The organism is Pseudomonas luteola NBRC 103146 (assembly GCF_002091675.1).
Lineage (GTDB): Bacteria > Pseudomonadota > Gammaproteobacteria > Pseudomonadales > Pseudomonadaceae > Chryseomonas > Chryseomonas luteola.
Genome location: NZ_BDAE01000021.1, coordinates 35,818 through 60,292 on the forward strand (window position 1 = coordinate 35,818; position 24,475 = coordinate 60,292).

At 54.3% G+C, this 24,475-nt stretch carries 22 protein-coding genes and 1 pseudogene; 10 read left to right on the forward strand and 13 right to left on the reverse strand.

Annotation, left to right across the window (positions count from 1 at the left end; genetic code table 11):
- Positions 1-8 precede the first annotated feature (8 nt).
- Positions 9-902, reverse strand: a complete 894-nt coding sequence (locus PLU01S_RS19445; RefSeq protein ID WP_074829320.1) for an SDR family oxidoreductase — start codon at positions 900-902, stop codon at positions 9-11.
- Positions 903-1,354: 452 nt separating this feature from the next.
- Between PLU01S_RS19445 and PLU01S_RS26015 the strand changes: the two genes are divergently transcribed.
- The gene (locus PLU01S_RS26015) at positions 1,355-1,684 is read left to right on the forward strand and encodes a ribosomal maturation YjgA family protein (RefSeq protein ID WP_267888710.1); all 330 of its coding nucleotides are present in this window, start codon (positions 1,355-1,357) and stop codon (positions 1,682-1,684) included.
- 23 nt (positions 1,685-1,707) lie between these two features.
- On the opposite strand, the gene PLU01S_RS19455 is transcribed toward PLU01S_RS26015, so the two are convergent.
- Complete coding sequence (locus tag PLU01S_RS19455) at positions 1,708-2,088, reverse strand: c-type cytochrome (protein ID WP_074829311.1); 381 nt, start codon at positions 2,086-2,088, stop codon at positions 1,708-1,710.
- 274 nt (positions 2,089-2,362) lie between these two features.
- Here PLU01S_RS19455 and PLU01S_RS19460 point away from each other — a divergent pair, with 274 nt between their 5' ends.
- Complete coding sequence (locus PLU01S_RS19460) at positions 2,363-3,721, forward strand: hypothetical protein (protein ID WP_074829308.1); 1,359 nt, start codon at positions 2,363-2,365, stop codon at positions 3,719-3,721.
- A 124-nt stretch (positions 3,722-3,845) separates the two neighbouring features.
- Here PLU01S_RS19460 and PLU01S_RS19465 read toward each other — a convergent pair whose 3' ends face one another.
- Positions 3,846-5,045, reverse strand: a complete 1,200-nt coding sequence (locus PLU01S_RS19465) for an N-acetylmuramoyl-L-alanine amidase (protein ID WP_074829305.1) — start codon at positions 5,043-5,045, stop codon at positions 3,846-3,848.
- An 829-nt stretch (positions 5,046-5,874) separates the two neighbouring features.
- Positions 5,875-8,268 carry a TonB-dependent siderophore receptor gene (locus tag PLU01S_RS19470; RefSeq protein WP_074829302.1) on the reverse strand — a complete coding sequence of 798 codons (2,394 nt, stop codon included), beginning with the start codon at positions 8,266-8,268 and terminating at the stop codon, positions 5,875-5,877.
- A 256-nt stretch (positions 8,269-8,524) separates the two neighbouring features.
- On the opposite strand from PLU01S_RS19470, the gene PLU01S_RS25805 reads away from it, so the two are divergent.
- Both PLU01S_RS25805 and PLU01S_RS25810 read left to right on the forward strand, forming a co-directional pair.
- Positions 8,525-8,701 carry a hypothetical protein gene (locus tag PLU01S_RS25805; protein ID WP_159435119.1) on the forward strand — a complete coding sequence of 59 codons (177 nt, stop codon included), beginning with the start codon at positions 8,525-8,527 and terminating at the stop codon, positions 8,699-8,701.
- A 75-nt stretch (positions 8,702-8,776) separates the two neighbouring features.
- A complete protein-coding gene (locus tag PLU01S_RS25810) occupies positions 8,777-8,932 on the forward strand; it encodes a hypothetical protein (RefSeq protein ID WP_159435118.1) in 156 nt (51 codons plus the stop codon).
- Between the two features lie 79 nt (positions 8,933-9,011).
- Here the strand turns inward: PLU01S_RS25810 and PLU01S_RS19475 are convergent, their stop codons facing one another.
- From PLU01S_RS19475 to PLU01S_RS19485, 3 genes are all read right to left on the reverse strand, one after another.
- Positions 9,012-9,632, reverse strand: a complete 621-nt coding sequence (locus tag PLU01S_RS19475; RefSeq protein WP_074829297.1) for a LysE family translocator — start codon at positions 9,630-9,632, stop codon at positions 9,012-9,014.
- A 189-nt stretch (positions 9,633-9,821) separates the two neighbouring features.
- The gene (locus PLU01S_RS19480) at positions 9,822-10,409 is read right to left on the reverse strand and encodes a glutathione S-transferase family protein (RefSeq protein ID WP_019364123.1); all 588 of its coding nucleotides are present in this window, start codon (positions 10,407-10,409) and stop codon (positions 9,822-9,824) included.
- The gene (locus tag PLU01S_RS19485) at positions 10,409-10,834 is read right to left on the reverse strand and encodes a VOC family protein (protein WP_074829407.1); all 426 of its coding nucleotides are present in this window, start codon (positions 10,832-10,834) and stop codon (positions 10,409-10,411) included. Before PLU01S_RS19485 ends, PLU01S_RS19480 begins: the two co-directional genes overlap by 1 nt.
- A 113-nt stretch (positions 10,835-10,947) precedes the next feature.
- Between PLU01S_RS19485 and PLU01S_RS19490 the strand changes: the two genes are divergently transcribed.
- Both PLU01S_RS19490 and PLU01S_RS19495 read left to right on the forward strand, forming a co-directional pair.
- Positions 10,948-11,856: a LysR family transcriptional regulator gene (locus PLU01S_RS19490; protein ID WP_019364121.1), complete on the forward strand. Its 909-nt coding sequence runs from the start codon at positions 10,948-10,950 to the stop codon at positions 11,854-11,856.
- 817 nt (positions 11,857-12,673) lie between these two features.
- On the forward strand, positions 12,674-15,721 hold the full coding sequence (locus tag PLU01S_RS19495) for an ATP-binding protein (protein WP_074829294.1): 3,048 nt from the start codon (positions 12,674-12,676) through the stop codon (positions 15,719-15,721).
- A gap of 323 nt (positions 15,722-16,044) precedes the next feature.
- Here PLU01S_RS19495 and PLU01S_RS26350 read toward each other — a convergent pair whose 3' ends face one another.
- On the reverse strand, positions 16,045-16,179 hold the full coding sequence (locus tag PLU01S_RS26350) for a hypothetical protein (RefSeq protein WP_267888709.1): 135 nt from the start codon (positions 16,177-16,179) through the stop codon (positions 16,045-16,047).
- A 22-nt stretch (positions 16,180-16,201) separates the two neighbouring features.
- Here PLU01S_RS26350 and PLU01S_RS19500 point away from each other — a divergent pair, with 22 nt between their 5' ends.
- On the forward strand, positions 16,202-16,864 hold the full coding sequence (locus PLU01S_RS19500; protein ID WP_074829289.1) for an HAD-IA family hydrolase: 663 nt from the start codon (positions 16,202-16,204) through the stop codon (positions 16,862-16,864).
- Between the two features lie 86 nt (positions 16,865-16,950).
- Here PLU01S_RS19500 and PLU01S_RS19505 read toward each other — a convergent pair whose 3' ends face one another.
- The 3 genes and pseudogenes from PLU01S_RS19505 to PLU01S_RS26695 form a co-directional block, all read right to left on the reverse strand.
- Positions 16,951-19,170, reverse strand: a complete 2,220-nt coding sequence (locus tag PLU01S_RS19505) for a beta-glucosidase (protein ID WP_233432234.1) — start codon at positions 19,168-19,170, stop codon at positions 16,951-16,953.
- 694 nt (positions 19,171-19,864) lie between these two features.
- A complete protein-coding gene (locus tag PLU01S_RS26690) occupies positions 19,865-20,434 on the reverse strand; it encodes a methyl-accepting chemotaxis protein (protein WP_376748357.1) in 570 nt (189 codons plus the stop codon).
- Positions 20,414-21,175: pseudogene (locus PLU01S_RS26695) on the reverse strand (PAS domain-containing protein); the annotation flags it as partial. The gene PLU01S_RS26690 and the pseudogene PLU01S_RS26695, both read right to left, overlap by 21 nt.
- 323 nt (positions 21,176-21,498) lie before the next feature.
- Between PLU01S_RS26695 and PLU01S_RS19515 the strand changes: the two are divergent.
- On the forward strand, positions 21,499-21,876 hold the full coding sequence (locus PLU01S_RS19515; RefSeq protein WP_074829283.1) for a VOC family protein: 378 nt from the start codon (positions 21,499-21,501) through the stop codon (positions 21,874-21,876).
- Positions 21,877-21,976: 100 nt separating this feature from the next.
- Here PLU01S_RS19515 and PLU01S_RS19520 read toward each other — a convergent pair whose 3' ends face one another.
- Together PLU01S_RS19520 and PLU01S_RS19525 are read right to left on the reverse strand one after the other, a co-directional pair.
- Complete coding sequence (locus PLU01S_RS19520; RefSeq protein ID WP_026003721.1) at positions 21,977-22,318, reverse strand: carboxymuconolactone decarboxylase family protein; 342 nt, start codon at positions 22,316-22,318, stop codon at positions 21,977-21,979.
- A gap of 151 nt (positions 22,319-22,469) precedes the next feature.
- Positions 22,470-23,405, reverse strand: coding sequence for a LysR family transcriptional regulator (locus PLU01S_RS19525; protein ID WP_074829280.1), 936 nt, complete (start codon positions 23,403-23,405; stop codon positions 22,470-22,472).
- A gap of 145 nt (positions 23,406-23,550) precedes the next feature.
- Between PLU01S_RS19525 and PLU01S_RS25815 the strand changes: the two genes are divergently transcribed.
- A complete protein-coding gene (locus tag PLU01S_RS25815; RefSeq protein ID WP_159435117.1) occupies positions 23,551-23,724 on the forward strand; it encodes a hypothetical protein in 174 nt (57 codons plus the stop codon).
- Positions 23,725-23,764: 40 nt separating this feature from the next.
- Positions 23,765-24,316: an ester cyclase gene (locus PLU01S_RS19530; protein ID WP_074829278.1), complete on the forward strand. Its 552-nt coding sequence runs from the start codon at positions 23,765-23,767 to the stop codon at positions 24,314-24,316.
- The last annotated feature ends 159 nt before the right edge of the window (positions 24,317-24,475 follow it).

Consider the following 24,475-nt stretch of genomic DNA (forward strand, 5'->3'; position numbering starts at 1 on the left):
GCGATCCGTCAGGCCATGCCGCCGGTTGCGCCGTATACTTCACCCGTCACATAGCTGGACTCCTGGGAGGCCAGAATAACGTAGATCGGAGCCAGCTCTGCCGGTTGGCCAGGCCGCTTGAAGACAGTCTCGCTGCCAAACGACGGAATCTTCTCTTGAGGCTGGCCGCCGCTGGGCTGAAGTGGAGTCCAGAAGGGTCCGGGTGCTACCGCATTGACGCGGATACCCTTGGAAATGACCTGTTTGGCCAACGCCTTGGTAAAGGCAGTGATCGCCGCTTTAGTAGGCGCGTAATCCAGTAGGGTTTCCGACGGTTGCACGGCCTGAATGGAGGTGGTGTTGATAATAGCGGCACCGGCCGGCATATGCGGAATTGCCGCCTTGCATAGCCAGAACAGCGCATACACATTGGTCTTGTAAGTGGCATCGAATTGGTCAGTGGTCAAATTGGCGATGTCTTCAACAGCTGTCTGCTTACCTGCCACGTTGACTAGAATATCCAGGCCACCCAGTGCATCCTTGGCTTTGCCAATCAACTCATTGCAAAAGGCCTCGCTTTTCAGGTCGCCCGGAACGCAAACCGCCTTACGACCTTCCGCTTCGATCAATTGTACAACTTCTTTCGCATCCGCCTCTTCTTCAGGCAGATAATTCAGCACGATGTCGGCCCCCTCGCGCGCATAAGCGATCGCCGTTGCTCGCCCGATACCCGAGTCCGCGCCGGTAATAAGCGCCTTGCGGCCCGCAAGACGTCCAAATCCCTTGTAACTGGTTTCACCGTGGTCAGGGCGTGGCTGCATGTCCTGAGCGAGACCGGGCGGATTTTGCGGCTGCTTCGGAAATTCTGGCTGGGGATATTGGGTCAGGGGATTCTGCATGGTGTACTGGTTATCAGTAGGCATAAAATAGTCCTCTCGTCAGTGACGCCGCGATGAAAAGATGAAGGCGGCTTGTATAAAGACAGCGGACGTGTCCAAGTGCTGTCTAAAAATGGGAAAGCCTGACTGCGGAGATGGTTCCATCCGATTTTGGATCGAACTTAATGCATCAAGCGCTTGACGATCCTAAGGGGACGTAATGTGACGAGAGAGATAGGAAATAAAAAGTGGCCTGACGCTTTAAATCGTCCCGCAAAAGATATTTAGAAAAATTCACCAGCCTTTAGCTGGCTCGTCCACAGGATGGGTTTGCTACAGCATATTCCTACCAGTAATCGAGACTACATAAAATTACTCTCAACTCATTACGCGCTCCTGCTGACTGCGCCCAAAGGAACCGTAACAGACTCCATCTTGGTCTAGCCCTTTGTGCTGTAATAGCGCTCGGGCTAGCCTCTCGCCAGTATCCTATCATCATTCCTGACGCTCTTGGAAAATACCCAGGCGATGCGCTTTGGGCGCTCATGATCCTTACAGGTCTGGCTTTGATCGCGCGCCGCGCCAATGCTGTATGCCTGGCGGTAACAGCGTTTGGTATTTCATGTGCCGTGGAGGCAACGCAGCTTTACCAGGCGCCCTGGATCAATGCGATTCGCCACCATCCGCTAGGCCATCTTGCCTTGGGCACTACGTTTTCCTGGATGGATATCGTTGCTTACGGTATCGGCATATTGGCGGGCGTTTTGATCGATGGCCTGGCCAGACTCACAGTAAAGGCTAGCCACTCACTCAAAGCAGACGCCTGAAATGATTCTGGCGCAGCAAGCGCTTACTGTCCTTTGTTCTGGAAGGTCGCAAGATAGGCAAGCAGGTCGGCAATCTGCTGCTCATTACTCATTCCCCAGAAACGCATCTTTGTGCCGGGTACGACCTTGTCCGGATCCTTTAAGTAGGCAGCGAGGGTTTCCTCATTCCAGACAATTCCTGACGCTTTCATGGCCTCGGAATAGTTGAAGTCTTCAGTAGCCCCTGCCTTGCGTCCGAAAATAGCGTTGAGTTCGGGGCCGAACGAGCCCCTGGCATAGGTCCCCACCTTATGACAGTTACCACACCAGGACGTAAAATACTTTTTCCCTGCCGTTGCGTCACCGGCACCATAGGCGACTCCGTGCACCAGCAAGGCCAACGTCATTAACACCCAGTTTCGCATGTCTTCTCCCGAATACGATTAGCGACGCCTGACAATCATTATGCCTGTGTAATACAGCCACGTTCATTGATATGAAACGTAATGACCAACCATGGCCAGAAGTCAAGGCCTGCACTCTCCTACTTTGCATAACGTCATCGCTCAGCTGGCAAGTACTCCTGCTTGTCAGCGCTTCAGGACCAATGGCTTTGCCAGCCTGTTGAAGGTGGTCTATAGGTTCCTTTCTCGGTCTTGTGACTGACTGAGCCCTAATGGATACACAAGGAAAGTTATCATGTTCAAGCTCACCCCTCTGGCGCTTATCGTCCTTGCCTCGTTCAGCAGCCTTGTCGTAGCTGAAAACAACCGCGCCACACAAACGCAGAGTGGATTCGACAATGAGGTTTCCCTGGAGCAGCGTGGCGACGGTAATAACGCGACACAGGAGCAGCTGTTAGCAGACCACCAGAGCTCAACCGTTATACAAACGGGCAATAACAATGACGCCGACGTACTGCAACAAGCCTCTGGCCATAAAATGACGCTTGACCAGACGGGTAATGGCAATAACGCTGCTGTACATCAAGCTACCGCCGGGAGTGGAAGCGACGCTTCGATCCTGCAGGTTGGCGATACCAATGTTGTCACTGTAAACCAGCAGGGCGGTGACTCTGGTTACGACGCCACCTTATACCAGGAGGGCAACAATAATATTCACACGATCGAGCAAGCAGGCGATGGGCGCGCCACGTTGACAGCCAATACTCTGGGTAACGGCAACACGATTAATGCATTACAACGAACGGGTGTATCGGCCAGCCTTACTCAGCTAGGTGAAAATAATCAGATCACACTTGAACAGAGCGGTTATAGCAATAACAGAGAGGGGGACAACGCTTCTGTAGTGCAAAATGGCGATGCGAATGTACTTACTTTGAATCAACTGGGTTACAACCCAGGTAAAACTGCCACGCTGTCTCAGGAAGGCAACAATAACGTGTACACGATCGATCAAATCGACGATGGCGTAACTACGTTGGTGGCCACTACCTTGGGTAACGGAAATACCATTACGGCGCTTCAGGAAAAAGGCAAATCAGCCACGCTTTCCCAACAAGGCGATAACAATCAGATCGCACTGGCCCAACGTGGTGGCCCGATGGAAGCTGATGTAAGTGTTGTGCAAAACGGCAACGAAAACAGCGCAACAGTTGATCAGTCAACAGGGAGTCGTTATGGCGCTTATTCCACCCGCCTGGCTCAAGAGGGAGATGCCAACACCGCTTCCCTCATTCAAGGAGGCGGCCTGAACGTGATAGACGTCGCGCAGGACGGTAACGGAAACGAGCTGACAATCGACCAAGACACAATAGCCGGGACCCTTATTGGCCGATCTGCCGGCACTCGCAACCAGGCAAGCATCAGCCAGGAAACATCCATTACCACCCTGTATTTCTCGCAGGAAGGAGACGCCAATCAGCTCACTGTCGATCAGGCTGGCATCAATAGCCAGGCACGTGTCGACCAGTTTGGTACTGCCAATGAAGTCTTTATTTCCCAACGCGGACCTACGGAGTTATTTACCGGGCCGGCTAATTCAGCAACGGTCATGCAGAGCGGAGCAGGTAACACCGCTACGCTTTATCAACAATGAGCGGTGTGGGTCCTGATAAAGCAATAAGCAGGGTGGCCTGTCCGGTATCGCTCCTTGCTCAGCGTTCTTCACTCTCGGGACTTGGTTGGACTGACTGGCTTATTTCCAGTCAGTCCAAATCAACTCATGCCGTTGCGGCTGTCTTCTGATCTGTAAGGTAAGTCCCTACCGGTGGCCGCTGGCTGAAGTAGGTGTGTACCCCATGAAATATACGATCAGCGACTACTTGCTGGTGACGGGGATTGAGCAATCGTTTGCTGTCCTGAGCATTGCTCATGAACCCCGTTTCTACCAGAATCGACGGGATGTCAGGTGACTTGAGTACAGCAAAACCAGCTTGCTGGACCTGCTTCTGATGTATCTTCGCAACGGTACCCAGACTCGTTAGTACGCTGTGTCCCAGATCCAGGCTCGAAGCAATGGTAGTGCTCATGGACATGTCCAGAATAACGTTGGCGAGGTCTGGATCCTTGTCTTGCAGAGGCAGGCTATTGGCTCCGACAAGATCGGCATCGTTCTCCCGCTTCGCCATCCAGCGAGCCATAGCAGACGTCGCACCGCTGCTGGAAAGCGCAAAGACAGAAGCCCCACGGGCACGGCGGTTGGGTGCTGCATCGGCATGGACCGAGATAAACATGTCGGCGTCATACTGGTGAGCGATGTCCACGCGCTTGCGCAGTGGAACGAAAATATCCTCGGTCCGTACCAGCTTGGCCTTGTAGCCTTTCTCCTTGTTGATCCGCTTGGCTAGATTATGAGCAATCGCCAGGGCGACCTTCTTTTCATAGGCACCTTTAGCACTGATGCATCCAGGGTCCTTGCCACCATGACCAGCATCTACGACAACCACCAGATCACGGCCGGGACGCTTCTTGGCGCGAGCTGTCGATGCCGCATGCGCTACTTGTGTGGTTGCAGGCCCCATTGGGTGAAGGTCAAACACCAGTCGATCACCAAAGGAGCCGGACGGGCCAAGCACCAGGCTGTCGAGTTTTACTGGCTGCTTCAATTCGAGGACGATACGACTGCCTGTCGTACCATGGGCTCCACCCCGAATCGTTTTGATTGCTGAGCCGGTAACATCCAATTTTGAAACATTGGTGGCTAACGTCGTATTAGGTAAATCGATGACCAATCGATGAGGTGAGTCGAGCGTGAACGTGCGATAGTGGCTCGGGCCATTGAGATCCAGTACCAGGCGAAAGCGACCAGCGGTACGTGATGCCCTTACGGAGCGTACCTCGCTTGAAGCGGCAAAGGCGTTGGGAAAGGCTGGCAGCGTCAGCCCTGCCAGGATGAAGTTTAGAAGGTGACGACGGTTCATAACTACAACACATTTCGGCGAAACAATTTGTAACCATATAACATATCTAACTAGCAGGCCAAGGCTATGGTGGGCACAATGCGCTATATTCCTGATTTATCGATCCTGTCACTTACTAGAAGGCCCACCTTCTACATTCACGTGGCAGCATCGAAACGCCAAGCGCTCTAGGGTGGGGTTGTTGTAGAGGAATAGTTTGCCTAAAACATTCTGCCGAGCGTAACGTTCCGAATGGATAGTTATGTGCCCACAGTTAGATGTACGTATCTCTTAAGTTGAGACGTTAGCTAATCTCATCTTCATCAATCATACACTAGTGACCCTAAATAGCGACTAACCGAGAGGGATTCCAGCGGGGTCGTTTCTGATCTGGGCTGTAACACTGTGGAGTACCGCCCTACTGTGCTGATCTGCCTTGCGACAGTTATACGTTACCAACGCAACGATTAGGTGGATGGCAAGGTACTTTTAAATGACTTTTCTCGGCCCAGCGCCTAACGGTCAGAGACGCTCTATTTGCGATACAGAATTGCCGTACCGTTATTTCATTGGAATAACGGCACGGCAAGCGACTGATCTTCAGTCCAGAACCGCGCTATGCATCCCTTATGGAGGCATGCTGAAAACCGTCGCTTAGCGCGCGGCTCGTCACTACATCAACGCAAGGCCGAGACTTGCCATAGCGCTGCACCCATGGAGCTGACAAACCAGACGCGCTTAGTCACCGCCTGGTTTGTTCGTTATCGATATCACCTAATCGGCCTATCAATCCAAAGAACGCTAAACAGTCCTATGGGCTGGAAACTCTTTTCCAGCCCATAGAGACGCGTTACAAGCTCCACCTTAAACTGAACATGACGTTACGCGGGTCACCATAGACACCTGTACCGCTGGAGTTAGGTATGCCTTGCCAGTACTTTTCATCAAACACATTGTTCAGGTTTACCTGACCATCCCAATGTTCATTGAATTGATAGCCCGCCATAAGCCCGACCACAGCATATGAATCCTGAACGGCGCGACCGGTACCAACACGGTTATAGGTTTTGCTCTGGGCAAGCACATCTGCACCAATGCGCCAGTCGCTCAGCGCTCCGGTCAAGCGATAGGTAGTAGCCGCTTTGAACAAGTGCTTGGGTTGCTCAGGGGCAAACAAGGTACCCTTATTATAGGTTTGATCTTTCACGTATTGGCTGAGCACCAAGGTGTAGGAGGCCGAAATGTCCCAGTTGGGCGTCAAGGCACCTGACAGCTCGGTATCGATACCACGACTGCGCACCTCCCCTGCCGCTTCATAGCAGGTGCGGTTCTGGTTTCGGCAAAGCGTGGGCTGATCTGGTACTGCGTAGGCCCGGTTCTGCTGGGTCATATCGAACACCGCGATAGAGGCATTCAGACTACCGTCAAGGTACTCGCCCTTCAGGCCGATCTCGTAGCTTTCCCCCGTCATCGGCTCAAGCGTGGATCCACCCAAGTCCTGCTCGGTCTGCGGCTTGAAAATCTCGGTGTAGCTGGCATAGACCGAGTAGGTGTCATTCAGGTCATAGATAACCCCTGCATAGGGCGTCACCTCACGGGTTACCGTGTAATCCCCGGTATCGCTCGCACGGTTATCGTAGTCGTACCACGTCACGCGGCTACCCAGGATAACGTGCAGCGGATCAATGGGATTAAACCGGGCGACACCGTAAACAGCTTTTTCCGTTGCCGTATTTTTGCTCGAATAGGGAAGCCGGTCGCTCAGGCTGGGCTTAGCAATGACACCGGGATCAAAGTTGTAGATATCAACCGGCGTTGCTGTCGGCCAGTATCCTCCTTTTTGATCAAACCGCTCTTGCCGGCGGCTGGCGCCCAATGCCAGTTCATGCTCGCGTCCAAACAATGTGAATGGGCCGGATACGGTTGCGTCCAGGTTAGTCTGTACGTCCTTGCTGTGGTATTGACCGGAAGACTGCGTATAGGCATTACTCACCGGGGGATTAAGGTAACTGGAGAAGGTATTCGATTCCGCCCAGATTCGAGCAGCTGCCAGCCTGGCGCTCCAGCCGTTGTCGAAACGGTGGGTGACATCGGTGAAGGCGGTAATGTTATCCCGATCCCAATATGCCCAGTCATTACTGAGAAAGGTTGAACGCGACAGGTGCAGATTTTCCCCATTAGGCCCGGCGGGCAGGCTTCCCCAGTCCGATACGGCATCGTCGCGCTGTTTTGAGGCTCCCAGAGTCCAGGTGGTGGCGTCGCTGAGATCGGCTTCGAGGATGCCATAAAAGGTCTGCCGCTGCTTTTCTCGCTCATCAACGAAACTACCGTTGTCTTCGTAGGCTGCGACCACGCGCCCACGCAACGTACCGCTTTCGTTCAGCTTGTTGGATGCGTCCAGCTGGGTACGGTAACGGTCCCAGCTGCCAGCGCTGGTGGTGATACTGACTTGCGGAGTAGCGGTGGGACGCTTACGCACCAGATTCAATGTCGCTGAAGGGCTGCCAGCGCCAGTCATCAGGCCTGTAGCACCGCGCACGACTTCCACGCGGTCATAGATGGCAAGATCAGCGCCGCTGATGGTATCGAGCGTAAACGTGCTAATGCTGGTGGGCAAGCCATCGTACATCAGGTTGTCGATGGTGAATCCACGCGCGAGAAACTGCTGGCGGTCTCCACCGAGTTTACGCAGTTGTATGCCGGGTGCGTATTTGACGATGTCATTGAGTTCATTAAGGGCCTGGTCGTCGATACGCTGGCGCGTCATTACACTTACCGATTGAGGCGTCTCGCGTATCGACAGAGGCAACTTGGTAGACGTACTCATGCTACCTGTCGTGTAAGAGCCGGACCCTTCTGTTGCAGCTATATCGCTGGTAATACTGCCTGAGCCCTCCGCTACTACCTGAGTGATACCCAGCTGCGCCACTTCCTCACCCGCAGCCGATCCTGCCTCGGCGATAGTCAGCACGTTACCCTGAACACTGCCTACCAGATCACTCCCGGCCAACAGCGCCTGTAGTGCCACTGCAGGCTCCATCTGGCCCCGTACGGCAGGCGCTGTCTTGCCGGCCACTGCTGCCGAAGTATAGGAAACCTGAAGACCACTGGCCTGGCCCAGTTGTCTCAACGCATTTGCCAAGGGCTGGGACGCAAGATCAACTGTGATCGGGGCGGCAAGTACTGTACCGGTAGTCAACAGCGAAACGGTGAACACCAACGGCCGCAGGGGAAACGCTTTCATTATTCAGAAGTCCTTGAAAAGTGCGAGCACCGCTATACCAGGCCGAACGATGTCGATCTGGGACGTTTTGTACATATGAAAAACGGCGTACAGGCAAAACTGGCAAGATGCTATAAAAGTGACCTATCAATGTAAATGATAAATATTAACAATTAATAATCAATTACAGACATATGACGGATGCCATGGTGACTTCATGTTGTCCATGTAGTTGAAAAACGCTTGAAAAATCGCTAATCGACATTGGATCAACGTCATGATGACCAATGCAAAACGGCATGAATGCGTATGGATTGAAGTAACGGAAGGATTATTCTGGCCGCAGGCGGGCGAGTTGCCGGTTATATCTGCTGGTGCGAGATTGGCTTGTGACTCCAATCAGATAGAGGAACGGCAGTTGGACCTTAACGATGCCACAACAAAGCCGGTTTGAGATAAATGCCAAGCGCCTGTCGACGCAACGCCTGACCTTGTCTTTGTTTCGCTCGTTGTCTCTGCCCTGGCAATTATGGAATGTTGGCAGGTATGGACAGGCTACAACGAAGCGCTTGAGCAAGCCGAAGCCAATACATTCAACCTGACTCGCTCGATTGCGCAGCATGCAGAAAACAGTATCAAAGAAGTCGATACCCTGATCATAGGTGCCTCTGCTTTGTTTCAGTAGCTTAGAACACAATAGACGAGATCTAGCCTCAAGAAAGGCTACCTAGTAAGCCGCTTTGCATCGTTAAAATTAGAGACTTTCAGCGCTTGCTGAGCGCCAGGCGGGCGGCAAAGAGGAGGAAAACGCCCCCAGTGAGTCGGTCCATCCACTGGATCACTTTTTCACGACGTAAAATCTGGGCCAATGGGCGAGTCGCACCGATCAACGCCATGGACCAGATGAATCCAATTGCTACGTGAATGCTTACCAGGCCAAAGGTCCAGAGGATCAAGGAGTGTCCCTGAGGAATGAATTGAGGCAGGAAGGAGACGTAGAAAATTCCAACTTTGGGATTCAATACGTTGCCCAGCATCCCTTTGAGAAACCAGTTCGTGTTCTGCACGCGGGTAGTGTCGTTGGCGACCATTGAGTTGCGGGGCCGCACCATCATGTTCAAGCCCAGCCAGCACAGGTAGGCAGCGCCACAATACTTGAGCACATCATAAGCCAGCTCGGATACGGCAATTAAAGCCCCAAGGCCAAAGGCAACGGCGGCGCCCCAGATCAAACACCCCGCATTGATGCCCAGTGCCGCCCGGATGGCCTGCGCTCTTCCCTCAACAGCCGCTGTGCGTAACACCAGGGCAGTATCAAGCCCTGGCGTCAATGTAAGTAAGGTAGCAGCCAAGGTAAACGCAACGACGTTATCAATGATGGGCATGGCTCAAAGAACGGTAGAGATGAAAACCAAACCTTAGCGCGTTTTAGCGTAACCCGACCATACCGCACGTGGAGTGATTCCTTTTCGGGAGCGCAACACCTCCATCATTGCGGTGTGTAGCGCCCCTGCCTGACTAACCGATCCTCAAAGGCAAACTCCTGCCTCATCGGTGCCACGCTCATAGATTGATCAAGGCTTTTGCAAATAGCCGGGCAGCGCTTCCAGCCGCCTCATCCACCGTGCGACATGACTATAAGGTTCTAGATCCACATCGCCTTCTGGCGCCAGCACGACGTAAGGATAGACCGCGCAATCTGCGATGGTTGGGCGGCCCATTGCAAGCCAGTCGTTGTGTTCCAGATGCTTGTCGAGTAGCGAGAGCGTTACCACCGCTTTCTCAAGCGCCTGCGATTTATCCAGGTCGTAGCCAAATTTCTGCACCAGCCGTGCAGCACATACGCTGTGCTGCACTTCATTGGCAGCAAACGAGAGCCACTGAACGATCTCGGCTTGGCCTTGCGGATGCGCTGGCCACCATGCCAAACCACCATATACACCCGCCAGATAGACCAGAATGGCCTGCGAGTCTCTGACGACCTGCTTGCCGTCTTCCAGGATAGGTAACTGGCCCAACGGATTCAGCTCCGACAGCGGCGGCTGCTTGTGTGCTCCGCTCAGAAAATCCACTGGCACACGTTCAAGCTCGATATTGGCCAATGACGCAAAAAGCCTCACCTTGTAGCAGTTTCCGGAAGCCTCCAGATCATACAGTTTCATCATGCATCCCCTTCAACAAGCTGATTGAACTCGAGAACGTTGCCATCGGGATCGCGGATAAACAGCGCGACGCGTCTAGGACCAATAGGATGTGGCCCTTCCGTAATCATGATCCCCTGCTCGTTCAACCACCTCTGGAGTGCCTCAAGGTCATCTACAATAAAGGCAGGATGAGTCATACCCGGCAGCTTTATCGGTTCATCCAGTAAAACATTGTGAGCATGGGGTATACGGGTCCCGTTAAAGATCAGGTTTATACGAACCCCATCAGGGCTGAGCATCTCATTGGCCTCATACCGAGGAAAATGTGCGCTCTCCATAAATCCGAGGGCCTGATAAAACGATATCGCTCGGTTTTTATCACTGACACGAACCCCGATGTGGTCGTATGAGAGAATGCGAGCAGGACTTGGTTGCTGGTTCATAGGTTGCACTCCGGTTGACATCAGGCGTTCTAGTTTCTGCTGATCCATCCGTTTCACCTATGCCGTGAACCTGAGAAGACTTATGCAGTAATTGCACAGATAAAGGCGCAGCAATGGACAAGCTCAAGGCGATGGCCAATTTCATTCGGATAGTGGAAAACGGCAGCTTGAGTTCAGCGGCAGAGGCAACCGGCCAATCGGTGGCGTCGCTTGTACGCTCACTGGCGGCCCTGGAGCGTCATCTGGGGGTTCGGCTATTGAACCGCAGTACGCGCCGTATGGCCCTTACCGTCGAGGGTGAGGAGTATCTTGCCTGGAGTCAGCGGATGCTGGCTGATGTCGACGACATGGAGCAGCGCCTGGAAGCTCGCGATGGCGTAGTTAGAGGTGTGCTCCGGCTAACGGCGCCTGTCGAATTCGGACAACGCTACGTTGCACCTGTCCTAAACGACTTTCTTAAGGAGCATGAAGAAGCAAGCGCCGAACTAACGTTAAGCGACGAGATCCTCCCGCTGCTGGATGAGCGCCTCGATCTTGCCCTGCGGATCGGCCATCTTCGTGACTCGACCATGATCGCACGAAGAATAGGAGGTACCCGCCTCGTTACCTGTGCCAGCCCTGATTACCTTCACGCCTCACCTGTCATTGATAACCCTGGCTCATTGCGTGAACATGCTTGCATCCTGTTGTCATCACAAGGCCGGCACTGGTACTACCGGCACAACGGAAAGGAGCTGGCCGAATCCATCACACCTCGGCTGGTCTGCAACCAGGTTAGAGCAGCCACCCTCGCCTGCCTGCAAGGTTTGGGCATCACACGGCTGATGCATTATCAGGTTGCCGATGAGCTTGCTGAGGGTCGTTTGATCAGAGTCCTCGAATCGTTCGAACCTGCGGACCTGCCCATTCATCTGGTCTATCCGCACGCCCTGCAGCTTTCGCCCCGTGTGCGCGCCTTCGTGGACTGGGCTTGCCCGCAGCTGGAAAAACGTACACCTGATCCGCGGGTACGCCGCCTGTAAAAACCAGGCGGCCTCAGGTTTTCACACTTTCAAACACGCAGAATCAGAGGCATAACATAACGCTACCCGCTCAAGCGATACGCCTTGTTGTCCATAAACTATTGAGTTTGGAGCTCGGCCTTGCAAAAAGGACAGAGCCAGGCAAGCGAGTCGCTCTCAGGATGAAGCGAATAAATACAAGCCCGGAGCTCACCGCACTCTTCGCACTCGACACGACGGTTCAGTTGGTCATCGTCATCATCAGGCATGCCAGACATAAGAACATCCATTTAATATGAGTCGGTTGTTACTAGAGGCAGGCAGCATGGAATTCAGGACGGCCTCATGTCCTGAAGGCTTTTCTAGAGCCAATCAAGCCAGCCGACACTAGTAAAAAGGTAAAACGCGTAAAAGGGAATAGCCGTTTGCCACCTTGATACTGCGCTTATCAAGCCAAGCCGTCCATTACCAAGAGGTATTAAAGAAGGTATAAGGCGGGGCCCAAGGCTGCGAAGATTGAAACGCTGTGCAAGCTACCAGTGGCCATCCATCCCGCAAATGGTTTTCATCTAGGTAATAGATTCCTGCTCGACTAGCTTTCCCTTCTATCGCATGCTCCGCTGCCTGTTTCCATCGCCCCCCCTTCGTGGAGAATGGCCGCCTGTGCTTCAGAAAAAGGAGTCGTGTGTTTCTACCTCTTCGAATAGCTTGTATATGGCCGGATGATCAAAAGCACCGGCCGCTGCGCTAGATGTCGTATCATAAAAGGGCTTCTTCTAGTCAGCCTTGGCTGGAATGCTCGTGCGCAGCAGGCTTTACCTTTGTTGAGGATCTACCCTTGGCTTTACCCGGCAAGCCCACCCCCAAGGTTCGTCTACGCAGACGTCTTCTGACGCTTTCATTGGCAGGCATTGTGCCAATTGCACTGATTGCCGGGCTTGGTCTGGTGGCCATCATTCATGAGCAGAAGTCGATAGCCGAGCAGCGGAGCCTCGAGGCCACGCGCCTGACAGCAACGGCAGTAGACGTTGAAATTAACCGCTCGCTGGACCTGCTACAAACCCTTTCGCAGTCCCCTTTTCTCGATGATGGCAACCTCGACAGCTATCAGGAATTGGTCCGCCGTGTCGTCCCGCTGGTGCCCGGTTGGAAAACTGTCATTATTGCTACACCGGATGGTCAGGTACTGAGGAGGATTGCCGCCCATCATGTGAGCGCAGACGGCCCGTTGGCAGAACCGGAAAGTTTTATGCAGGTCGTAAGCACTCTCAAACCTGCGATCGGCCAGTTGGCGGCAGGCCCCTCAGGCACATTGGCCATCCCGCTGCGTATGCCGGTCATGCGCAATGGCAAGCTGGTTTATGTCTTAACGGCGGTGCTCAAGCCTGAGGTGATCTTTAACGTTATCAACCTTCGACGTCTGCCCAGCGATTGGGTCGCCACCGTAGTCGATGCCAATGGACGCCGCATTGCGCGTACGCGCGACCATGAGAAAACCTTGGGCAAACCTGCTGCCCCTTCACTGATGGCAATGGTCAAGCAGAACACAAACGAAGGCAGCGGGCTGACACAGACGGTAGAAGGTATAAGGGTATATTCCGCCTATGTGCATTTGAAGCAGAGCGGATGGTTTGTCGCGACGGGCATTCCCGCACACGATATTGCCAAGGGGGCCCTCAAGGCGTTTGCCATTTATGGTGGAGGCCTTCTGTTGTCCCTGATTGTCGCGCTGTTGGCCACACGATACGCCTCGCGCCGCATCAATGACCCGATGCGCGCCTTGCGGCATGCTGCATTGGCCATGGGTCAGGGCCAGGCACCTCATCTACCGGAAACCGAGATTCGGGAGATCGATGACGTGGCCCAGGCGCTGATCACATCGGCGACGGCACGCCAGGAGAGCGAGCACCAACGTGACCTTTTAGTATCACGCCTGCAAAAAGCCCAGACGGCTCTCTCACAGCAAGTCGAAGATTTGGAAGGACTCTATGCACTCAGTCAAAGCCTGCTGCAGTTATCGTCGCTGTACGACCAGTTAAGTGCGATTCTGAACTTGGTCTGCGAGCTGCTGAACGCACCTGGAGGGTTCATCGGTTTGGAAGGTACAGCACCAGCGCCCGATCGGCTGGTCAGCAAAGGAATATCAAATGCTGCCCTACCGGTGTCATGTCTCCATGATCAGGTGCAGGGCAACCTGGTAGAGCACTCAAGCCGGCTGCGCGCTGAGGGTTTCAGAACGCATCACGATGTAACGATACGGCGTGATGGTCAGGACACACTGGGCTGGCTAACGGTGCTGTTCAGAGAGACCCATGAGCTTTCACCACGGGAGATTCGGCTGGTCGAGATCTGCGCAGCGACGGCTGCCCTCTTTATAGATCGCGCCAGCCAGCAGGAAAAAGCCCGGCGCTCCGAACAGCAACTTCACGTAGCGCTTAACTCTTCAGCTATTCCCTTCGCCATTCTTTCTCCTGCTACAGAGGTACAAACATCGGCTGAAGACTTCACCCTGGTCTATATCAATGACGCTGGGGCGACGGCCCTACGCTCCCGTGCAGCGGCGCTTACAGACAAGCCCGTTAGCGGAGTGCTGTCTGGTTGGGCGCAGGGCGACATCTATCATGCGCTGCGTGAAACAATGATCAGCGGCGAGCCTAGATCGCTCGAGTCGCTGGTACAAACGAGCACCTGCGAGGGCTGGTTCCATATTGTAGCCACGCCGTTCCAGAACAATATTGCCGTCTGGTTTGCCGATATCAGTGAGCGCAAACTTCAGGAGCAGCAGCTTCGCGAGGCTGACCGTCAAAAAGACGAGTTCCTGGCGACATTGGCCCATGAATTGAGAAACCCGCTGGCGCCTATTCGTCAGGCAGTCAGCCTGCTGGAAACAGGTCAAATCAGCGAAGAGCAGCGCCGCTGGAGCCAGGACGTCATCAAGCGTCAGGTGACCCATATGGGGATGCTACTGGACGATCTGCTTGATGTTTCCCGGATAACCCGCGGCAAGATCGAGCTGCGTAAGCAGCCCACGCAGCTAGCCTCTGTGATACGTGCCGCCGTCGAAACGACTAAGCCTTTGTTCGAGACGAAGGGGCACACTCTGACTGTCGAGCTCCCTTCAGACTCTGTCGCTCTGAATGTGGACCCGTTACGACTGGAACAGATTCTGATCAACCTGTTGAGCAACGCAGCCAAATATACGCCCCAGAAAGGTCGGATTACGGTTACCACAGCCCTTAATGGCAACAAGGCACACATCACTGTTTCGGATAATGGGATTGGCATTGAGCCTGACGCCCTGGCCTCCCTGTTCGTGATGTTTGTACAGGTTCCCAGATCCAGCGAAGAAACCAATAGCGGATTGGGTATTGGATTGGCACTGGCTCAATCCCTGGCTCAACTGCATGACGGCACGCTTACTGTTGCTAGTGAGGGCTCAGGCAAGGGCGCCTGCTTCACCCTCAGCCTGCCTTATGATGAGACCCTGGAGGCACCGCACGACGTCTTCTCAGCGCCTGCCATCTCGACAGCGGCCCATCGCCGCATCGTAGTTGCCGATGACAACCCTGACATAGCGGAAACCATGGCCGAGCTACTGCGCCTGGAAGACCATGAGGTCTCATTAGCCTACAACGGCTTTCAGGCGCTGGAGCTGTTCAAAACGCTCAAGCCCGACGTGATGCTGCTGGATGTAGGTATGCCCGGCATGACGGGGCATCAGGTCGCTCAGGCTATTCGGGCATTGCCGGAGGGCAGACACACGCTGCTTATCGCGATCACGGGATGGGGACAGGATCAGGATAAGGAAAAGGCCCTGCAGGCCGGCTTCGACTACCACTTTACCAAGCCAGTAAGCATTGCCGATATTTATGCCCTGCTCCAATAGCCAAACGTTATCTGGAAAGAACGCATGGCTCATAGCATGACACTTTCAAACCCTGCTCTGGAGCACCGGCGGGCCATATCGCACCGAAGAGGCAGACGCTCAATGGCCTTGCTCTGGTTGTCATGAGGAAGACTGCATAGCGGGCGCCATCACCGAAGCCTGGGGTGGCCTGTATTACCTGGAGCGGTTAGCGAAGGTACAGATACGCGCAATGAGCACAGGCAGGTAAGCTCTTTGCTCGCGTGGCCCTGCGATCATACGTAAGACCGCCGAGCAGATGCGCGAAGGCGACCTGGAAAGCGCTCGTCTGCACCTTGCCAGTATCAAACAGATGCTGGATCGTCATGAACCGGACTATGCAACGTAGCACCAGCAGAGGCCAGCTCCGGCGATGCAGAGCGGAACACATCTACTGACGCACCGGGGACGGGTTCGGTACTATGCGGTACGCCACTCATTCACTTATCCCGAGAGCTACGGATGACATTGCCCACGCGACCCTATTCTGCCTTTCTTTTTGATATGGATGGCACACTGCTGACCAGCATCGCCTCCGCTGAGCGTGCCTGGACACAGTGGGCATTGGGTCATGGCCTTGACCCGGCTAACCTTATTGCCGTCATGCATGGCGTACGCGCCGTGGAAACCGTTCGCCGTTTTGCGCCACCCGGCGCGGACATTGAGGCAGAGACGCGGGCCATTACCGAGGCCGAGATAGCCGACACCTCGGATGTAAGGGAAATTGCGGGAGCGGCAGCCTTTCTTGCCAGCCTGCCGGAAGGCCGCTGGGCACTAGTGACCTCAGCCTCACGTCGTCTGGCTGAGGCACGCCTTGCCGCGGCGGGTATGGCGCTGCCTGCCGTCATCATTTCGTCTGAGGACGTGGAGCATGGCAAGCCCGCCCCTGATTGCTTCCTGGCAGGCGCCAAAGCCCTTGGGGTCGATATCAGTGAGTGTCTGATATTTGAAGATACTCATGCAGGCATTACGGCGGCGCAGGCTGCTGGCGCCGATGTAGTGGTCATTACGGCTACTCACAAAACACCACTGGATGTCGCCCATCCTGGCCTTGCGCACTACGCGGACGTGCGTATCGAGCATGAGGCGGAAGGCCGGTTCCGGCTGGTTACGGCGAGCAATTGAGATAACAGGGCAGGCCTCCAGATGTCATTGTCAGGCCTACCCGTAACTGGCAGGCGCGCCGCAGCACAGGCTACGGCGCTTACCTCTTAGGGTGCCAGATAACGCTCGTCGAGCCGTACTCGCACCTTGTGCGGACGATCCATTGCATTGGCGCCTGCACTTACGTTGTAACTCCCTGCATGGATATGCCAGCTGTTGAGCCGCTCATCGAACCGGGCAACCAGACGCGGATCAACCGTCACTTTTACCCGCTTGGTATGCCCTGGCTTGAGCTCAACGCGATCCCAGCCTACCAGGCGACTCGTGAATCCGTTTTTCCTGGATGGGTTTTCGATATAGAACTGCGGCGTATCGATACCCTTAACCCGCCCACGGTTGGTGATGTCCATGCTCAGCACCAGCTTGCTGCCACGTGTTTCGGCATTGAGGTTACTGTATTTGAACTGGGTATAGGACAGTCCATAGCCGAACGGAAATAGCGGCTTCTTGCCCTCTCGCTCATACCATTTGTAGCCCACGTCAGCACCTTCAATGTTGTAGTTCTCTGAGAAAAACTCCTCAGGTACTACAAAGGGACTGGAGGTTGTAGTTGAAGGGTCGCGCATGGTAGGCCGTGGCAGTTGGCTTTCATCCTGGAGAAAGGTAACCGGCAAACGACCAGATGGGTTGACACTACCAAACAGGACACCCGCAATGGCCTCACCGCCTTTGGCTCCGGAATACCAGGCCTCCAGTACTGCTGGCACTCGGTTGAGCCAAGGCATCTTTACGGGTCCGCCTGTCTCAAGCACAACGGTTGTTCTTGGGTTGGCCTTAGCAACCGCCTCAATCAAAGCATCCTGATTATCTGGCAGGCTTAAATCAGGAACATCGACGCCCTCGGTTGTCCATTGCTGAGCGAAGACGATAACGGCATCTGCACCTTTGGCCAGTCTGGCCGCCCGCTGAATATCCTCTCCGCTGTCATAGACCACCTGGGCGCGTGGCGCTTCGGCCTGGATGGCCTTCAACGGTGATGAGGGATGATAAACCTGGCTGACATAATCAGAACCCGCCGGCAGAACCAGGCTTCCGATGGGTGTCACCTGGGCAGAGCCGCCACCTGATAAAACACCGGCATCCGCATGACTACCTATCACAACGATACGTCTTAACGTACGTGAGAGCGGTAACTGATTACGGTCATTTTTCAGAAGCACGATACCCTGCTCTGCCGTCGCCTTGGCCACCTTGGCATGAGCCTTGAAGTTTATGTCGGCGAGCTTGGGCGGATGATCAACCGCGCCCACAGCAAACAGGCTGCGCACCACGCGCATGGCCATGTCATCCAGCCGCTCCTGGGATACACGTCCTTCCTGCACGGCCTGCTTCAAAGGCTCGCCAAAGTAGGTGACTGGGTCCAAATTTTCACCGGACTCCTGATCCAGTCCTGCAAGCGCTGCTTTCTCAGTACTGGCAGTAGCGCCCCAGTCGGACATGACCCAGCCCTTGTACTTCCAGTCACTCTTCAAGACCTGATTGATGAGAAAGGCATTTTCCGAGGTATAGGTGCCGTTGTATTGGTTATAGGAAGTCATCACCGAGCCCGGCTGACCTTTTTCGATAGCCAGCTCGAAGGCCAGGAGATCGGACTCACGTGCGGCCCCTTCCTTGATATCGGAGCTCACCGCCACGCGGCCCGTCTCCTGAGCGTTCAAGGCATAGTGCTTGATCGTCGAGACAACGTGCTTACTCTGTATCCCTTTGATGGAGTAGCCTCCCATGATGCCTGCCAGTAGAGGATCCTCTCCCAGGTTCTCGAAGTTACGACCACTGCGGGGTTCCCGAACCAGATTGACGCCGCCAGCCAACATGACATTGATACCCTTGGCGTGTGCCTCGGTGCCGATAACCTTGCCACCTCGGTAAGCCAAATCAGGGTCAAACGTAGCAGCCAGCATCATGCTGGAAGGCAAGGCCGTGGCATTGTCGTTTGGGCGAATGTTTGAAGGATTGGCCACACCCATGCTGGCGTCACTTTCCTGTAACGCAGGGATGCCAAGGCGAGGAACCCCGGGAGCATAGCCTGCCGAACCGACAGCTCCGTCTGGCTTGGGCGTATTGCCGATTGGAAACGGAAAGCCCACCTGGGTGTGCAAGAGCGATATCTTTTCGTCGATGGTCATCGCCTTGACAGCAGCTTCGGCACGACTGTCTGCTGAATCTTTATGGTCAGTTGAGTGGGCAGCCCAGCCCTGATCAACGTTAAATAAAGCAGCACCCACTATTGCAAGCGAAAAACAACTACGCAGGTTTGTTATTTTCATGTCTTATCCCGAGCCGAGCGATTATCTTCTTATTGAATGTGCTTGGGATGTATCACTGCTCAAAGACCTACCCTAAACACGTTTGTCCGGAGCGTAATGAATGGGATATAGGGAATAGATGACGATGACGCCGAGCCCTCACTGATCCTTGAATTCAATCCTTCTTCTCTGTCCTTGATCGATACTCAACCGGTCGGCTCAGCTTACGTTTCTTTAACACACCGCTCTTCCGTCTAGAGGCTGAAAGGCTCTCCTCCTTCTAGCCGAGGAGAGCCGGCCGGCATGACCAACCGGGAGACAAAGGACAGGATAACCAGGCGATCAAATCCATGATGCTGCTTATAACGCTCAGGCAATACAGGTGCGGTACCTTACAGAGGCTCAGCATCAACCACCGTAACGGCATGACGGAATACTCTTCTTTACGGCAGACTTTTTCTGCTAAAGCGAGGCTATTTTGTAGGCAACAAAAAACCCGCCGAAGCGGGTTTTTGCTGACCGTGCTCGATATCCGTATCAAGCTGCCATCCTGGCTTGGTCATCATCCTTGACCTGACTGAGCGCGTCCTGCGCTCCATCCAATATGTGTAGATTAGGACATGACTTAACTGAGTAATAGCGCTGCTTTTCCCACGCTTGTGTAAGCCTTTTGCTATAGATAAAGCAGCTTGGCCCTACACCAGACTTATACCGACTAGAGCTCGCTGGCAAACCGTTTGACTGCTCCCACGACCTGTTTTGCCCCATCCTGAATCTCGACGATCGCCGTACCGGCCTGTGCAGCCAGATCCAGTCCCCGCGCGGCCTGTTCACGGCTACTGGCCATGCTACGTACGGCGGTTTCGGTCATCTTCTGATTCTGCTGCACGACGCCTACAATTTCTTCAGTCGCCGAGCTAGTACGCCCTGCCAGTTGCCGTACTTCGTCAGCGACCACGGCAAAGCCTCGCCCCTGCTCGCCGGCACGAGCGGCTTCGATTGCGGCATTGAGCGCCAGCAGATTGGTTTGTGCAGCAATGCCACCAATCGTCTGGACGATGGAGTTGATCAGCAGTGACTGACGGTCCAGCGCTTCGATCCCCTCGGCAGCAGCTTGCATTTCAACCGAAATCTGCTGCATGGTTTCGACGGCATTATTCACGACCGCAGCGCCCCGCTGAGCGATGATGTCTGTTTGCCTGGAGATATCAAAGGCTATTCCGGCCGCTTCGCGCACCTCGGCCTCCCGAAGTACCTGATCCGTAACGACCGTTGCGAATTTCACGACCTTGTAAAGCCGGTTATGTGAGTCATAGACCGGGTTGTACGTAGCCTCGAGCCAGACTTCGACACCATGGCTATCGACGCGCCTGAAGCGGCCGGCAACAAATTCGCCCCGGTTCAGCTTGGCCCAGAACGCCTCATACTCTGCAGAGGATGCTTCTTGCTGTGTGCAGAAAATACGGTGGTGCTTACCTGCTATCTGCGGCTCTGAATACCCCATCGTCCTGAGGAACAAGTCGTTAGCCTTGATCACCGTACCGTCAAGGTTGAACTCAATGACTGCCGTAGAGCGCAGCAATGCGTTGATGAAATGTTCATTCTCTTTGGCAAGCTCGATGGTTTTGGTCACTTCCTTGCCAAAGCCCTGGATATAGGAAAGCTTATTCTCTTGGTCGCGGACAGGTTGCCAATGGATGTTTAGCCAAGCGAGCGCGCCATCCTTGCGGATATAGCGATATTCGTCACTGACCGGGAGCCCTTTGGCAACGGCTGCACGAAAGTTGTGGAAGCATGGCAACGTCTTCACATAGGGAGGCACAATATCTGCCATCGGACGTCCTATCACCTGGTCAGCCGAGTAGCCCAGCGTCTGAAGAAATTTGCTGTTGGCACTCTGAATACGGAACTCAGGATCAAGGGTCAAGGCAACCATGGAGTCATTCATTCCATTGACAATCTGACGTAACGCTGTCAGCTCTTCGGCCTGGACTTGCAAGTCCTTTTTCAAGCGAGCATTGAACATGATGCACCGGCTAAACCAAGAAAGGGGTCGATGGTTAACGGCAGGGCTGGAGTATTTCTTGAGTAGCCAAAGGCAACTTTTTTCTTAATATCCAAGGTACATCAAATCGCTCTAGCTGAATGCTTTCAGCATGGAGCTCATGAGCAACGGCGGCTAACTTGGTTACCTGTTTACTTTGCTCAAATGTGTCTTTCAAGTATGCACATATATATGGGCTGGTATTATAACTAATAAGCTATTGAATAAGCCGTTGTTGGGCATGTCCACAGCAAAGGCTTTATAAATCGCACCATTGTCAGCGTCCGATGCACAAGAGGTACGCCATGCAGATCGACAGGATCGACCACCTTGTTTTGACCGTTCGCAACCTTGAGCGGACCTGTGACTTCTATACTTGTGTGCTGGGCATGGACGTCATCACATTTGGCGAAGGACGTAAGGCCTTGGCGTTTGGCGAGCAGAAATTCAACCTGCATGAAGCGGGAAAGGAACTCGAGCCCAAAGCCGAGAGGCCGGCACCGGGTGCCGTCGACATTTGCCTGATTACCCGTATGCCTATTGAGGATGTCGTGACCCATCTGCATTCGACAGGCGTTACAGTGATTGACGGACCGGTACGGCGTACCGGTGCCACCGGAGCAATCGTCTCGGTTTATTTTCGAGACCCGGACGGTAACCTAATCGAGGTATCGAATTATTAGTTATCTTCAAAGGTAACTTTTACAAAAGCATCCCGGCAGCGAATCGATATCGTCAAAATTCGATCAGCGGCCAGGAGTACTGTAAGGAGATCCGCTTTCGCTACACGGAAGTCTTGGCCGCGTACGCATCCATTACACGGGCTGAATACACCATAGCCGCACCCGCATTGATTGCTACCGCTACGCCCAGCGCTTCGGCAATTTCTTCTTTACTGGCGCCTTTCTTGATAGCGGCATCGGTATGGACCGTGATACAGCCATCGCATTGACGGGTGACGGCAACGGCCAGCGCAATCAACTCACGCGTCTTGGCATCTAGGTGGTTGGTCTTGTTACCCGCCTCGCTCAAGAGCGAGTAACCGCGCACCGTATCAGGGCTCAGCTTGCCAATTTCGCCAATGGTGCTAACCAGTTGCTTCTGATAGGTGTTCCAGTCGTACATCATGGTGATTCTCCTGCTATCGGTTGGAGTGATGCGTTCCCAATGTTGAAAAGCAGTATCGGAGCGTCTGTAACGATAGTAGGCGTGCTCGTAGTGGACAAACACCACCACAACGCGATAACACTTTCACTCGATTCGGGAAAATCCGGCGTCAGGCAATGCGTTTCGTATCGAGCGCGGAATAGGCCTGGATCAAATCTGCAAATCCCGACCTGAGCCACTCATACAGTAGCCTGACGCCAGGAGAGAATTGCTTGCGGTGCGGGCAAACCATATGCAGCGCACAGCTCTCGCCGGGAATCTCCGGCAGCAGGACCTCCAACCGCCCGGCTAATACATCTGCACTGACATCCAGCCATGACTTGTAGATAATCCCTTCGCCCTCAAGTGCCCACCGGCGAACGATATCAGCATCATCACTCATCAGCGGGCCTTTGACGGCGATGGTTTCACGGCGACCATTGACGTCGGGAAAGACCCAATTGTCATACACCCGACCATTGAGCATATAAAGCAGGCAAGGGTGCTCCGCCAGATCCTTGAGAGAGGCCGGCCGCCCGTGCCGCTCGAGGTAAGCAGGGGACGCGGCCAGCACCCGCCGATTCTCGGGCGCCAGTGGTAAGGCAATAAAGCTTGCGTCCTCCATCATCCCGTAGCGCAAGGCCACATCAACCGGATCGCGAAAGACATTCGCCACCTGATCGGACAGAAACAACCGAAGCGCAAGACGGGGATGCTCGCGGCGAAATGCCGTGAGTCGTGGCAGGAGTACGTTACGTCCCAGGTCTGAAGGTACAGCCACCTGGATGACGCCCTCCAGCGCGGTGCTTTCCGGTTGAAGCCGCTCGCGCCCCTCCCTGAGTGTGCTGAGCACATCATTGGCATAGGGCAAGTACCGCTCCCCCTCCCCTGTCAGCCGGAGGCTGCGTGTTGAGCGCGCAAAGAGACGGATATCAAGCTCGCGTTCAAGACGCTGAATTGCAGCACTGACCTGTCCTGGCAAGAGATCCGCCTCTCTGGCCGCCGCCGAAAAACTGCCAAGCGCTGCCGTGCGAACAAACAAGGCCAGATCGTCGAAACGGATCATTTTCACTCCTCCTGAGAAAGTGCTGCTTGATTCTGCGGGTTTTTTTGGAGCTTGGCGACAGTGAAGATGCGGTCATGGCATGCAACGTCCCGATGCGAACGTAGCGACCCATCCCGTTATCCCGACACCACCTCAAGGAATTCTCATGAGCCGCTTACTCAGTGAAGATACATCCGCTGAAGCCCAGGTCGAGCAAGACCGCGACACAGCCGAGAAGTGTACAGAGGCGAAGCCGTCATGCCATGACAAGAGCCCAACGCTGCCAACACTCGAAGCGGTAATAGAGCCGCCTTTCTGGATCACCAATGGTCTGCCTTGATCATCCACAAACCCATCCGGTTTCAGAATGGAGATATTCCATGACCAACACTTCTCGTTTTTCCCTGGCCGCTACAGCGGCATTTGCGTTATCCGCACTGCTTGCTGGCTTTACCCCTCAGGCTCAGGCTGCTAGCAACCCCTTGATTGAGCCTCGTGTGCTGATTGTTGACCCGGCGGCACAAGCTGATGCATCGGTTCAGGCAGCACGCCGATATGGTACTTTCTGGGCCACAGGTAACGAAGAGTTGGCTCGGGAGGCGCTTGCGCCTCAGTTCATGGATCGCACCCTTCCGCCAGGCAGAGCTCAAGGAGTAGAAGGGCCTCTGGCGGCCTCGAAGGCTTTTCGCGCCGCCGTACCGGATCTGGATTGTCAGATCGAGCAGATGATCGTGGCGGGTGATCGGGTTGTGGCGCATCTGCGTTTTACCGGTCACTTCAGCGGGCAATTCCAGGGTATTAAAGGCAAGGGACAACCGATTGATTTTATCGCGACCGACATCTACCGCATCGCCAATGGCCGCATCCAGGAGAACTGGCACATCGAAGATAACCTGACCTTTTTGCAGCAACTGGGTGTAGTTGGAGCATAGCGGCTACACGCCAGACGTCATCTTTTTCCAGCCCCGGCTCCGTCAAGAAAACCGGGCTTTGTTTTTCCAGGGGGGATCCCTGGCGCGGCGTCAAAGCACTCATGCAGTATTGCTTTCCGCTTACTTCACTCCATTTTCACTGCGCCAGTGAAAGTCCTG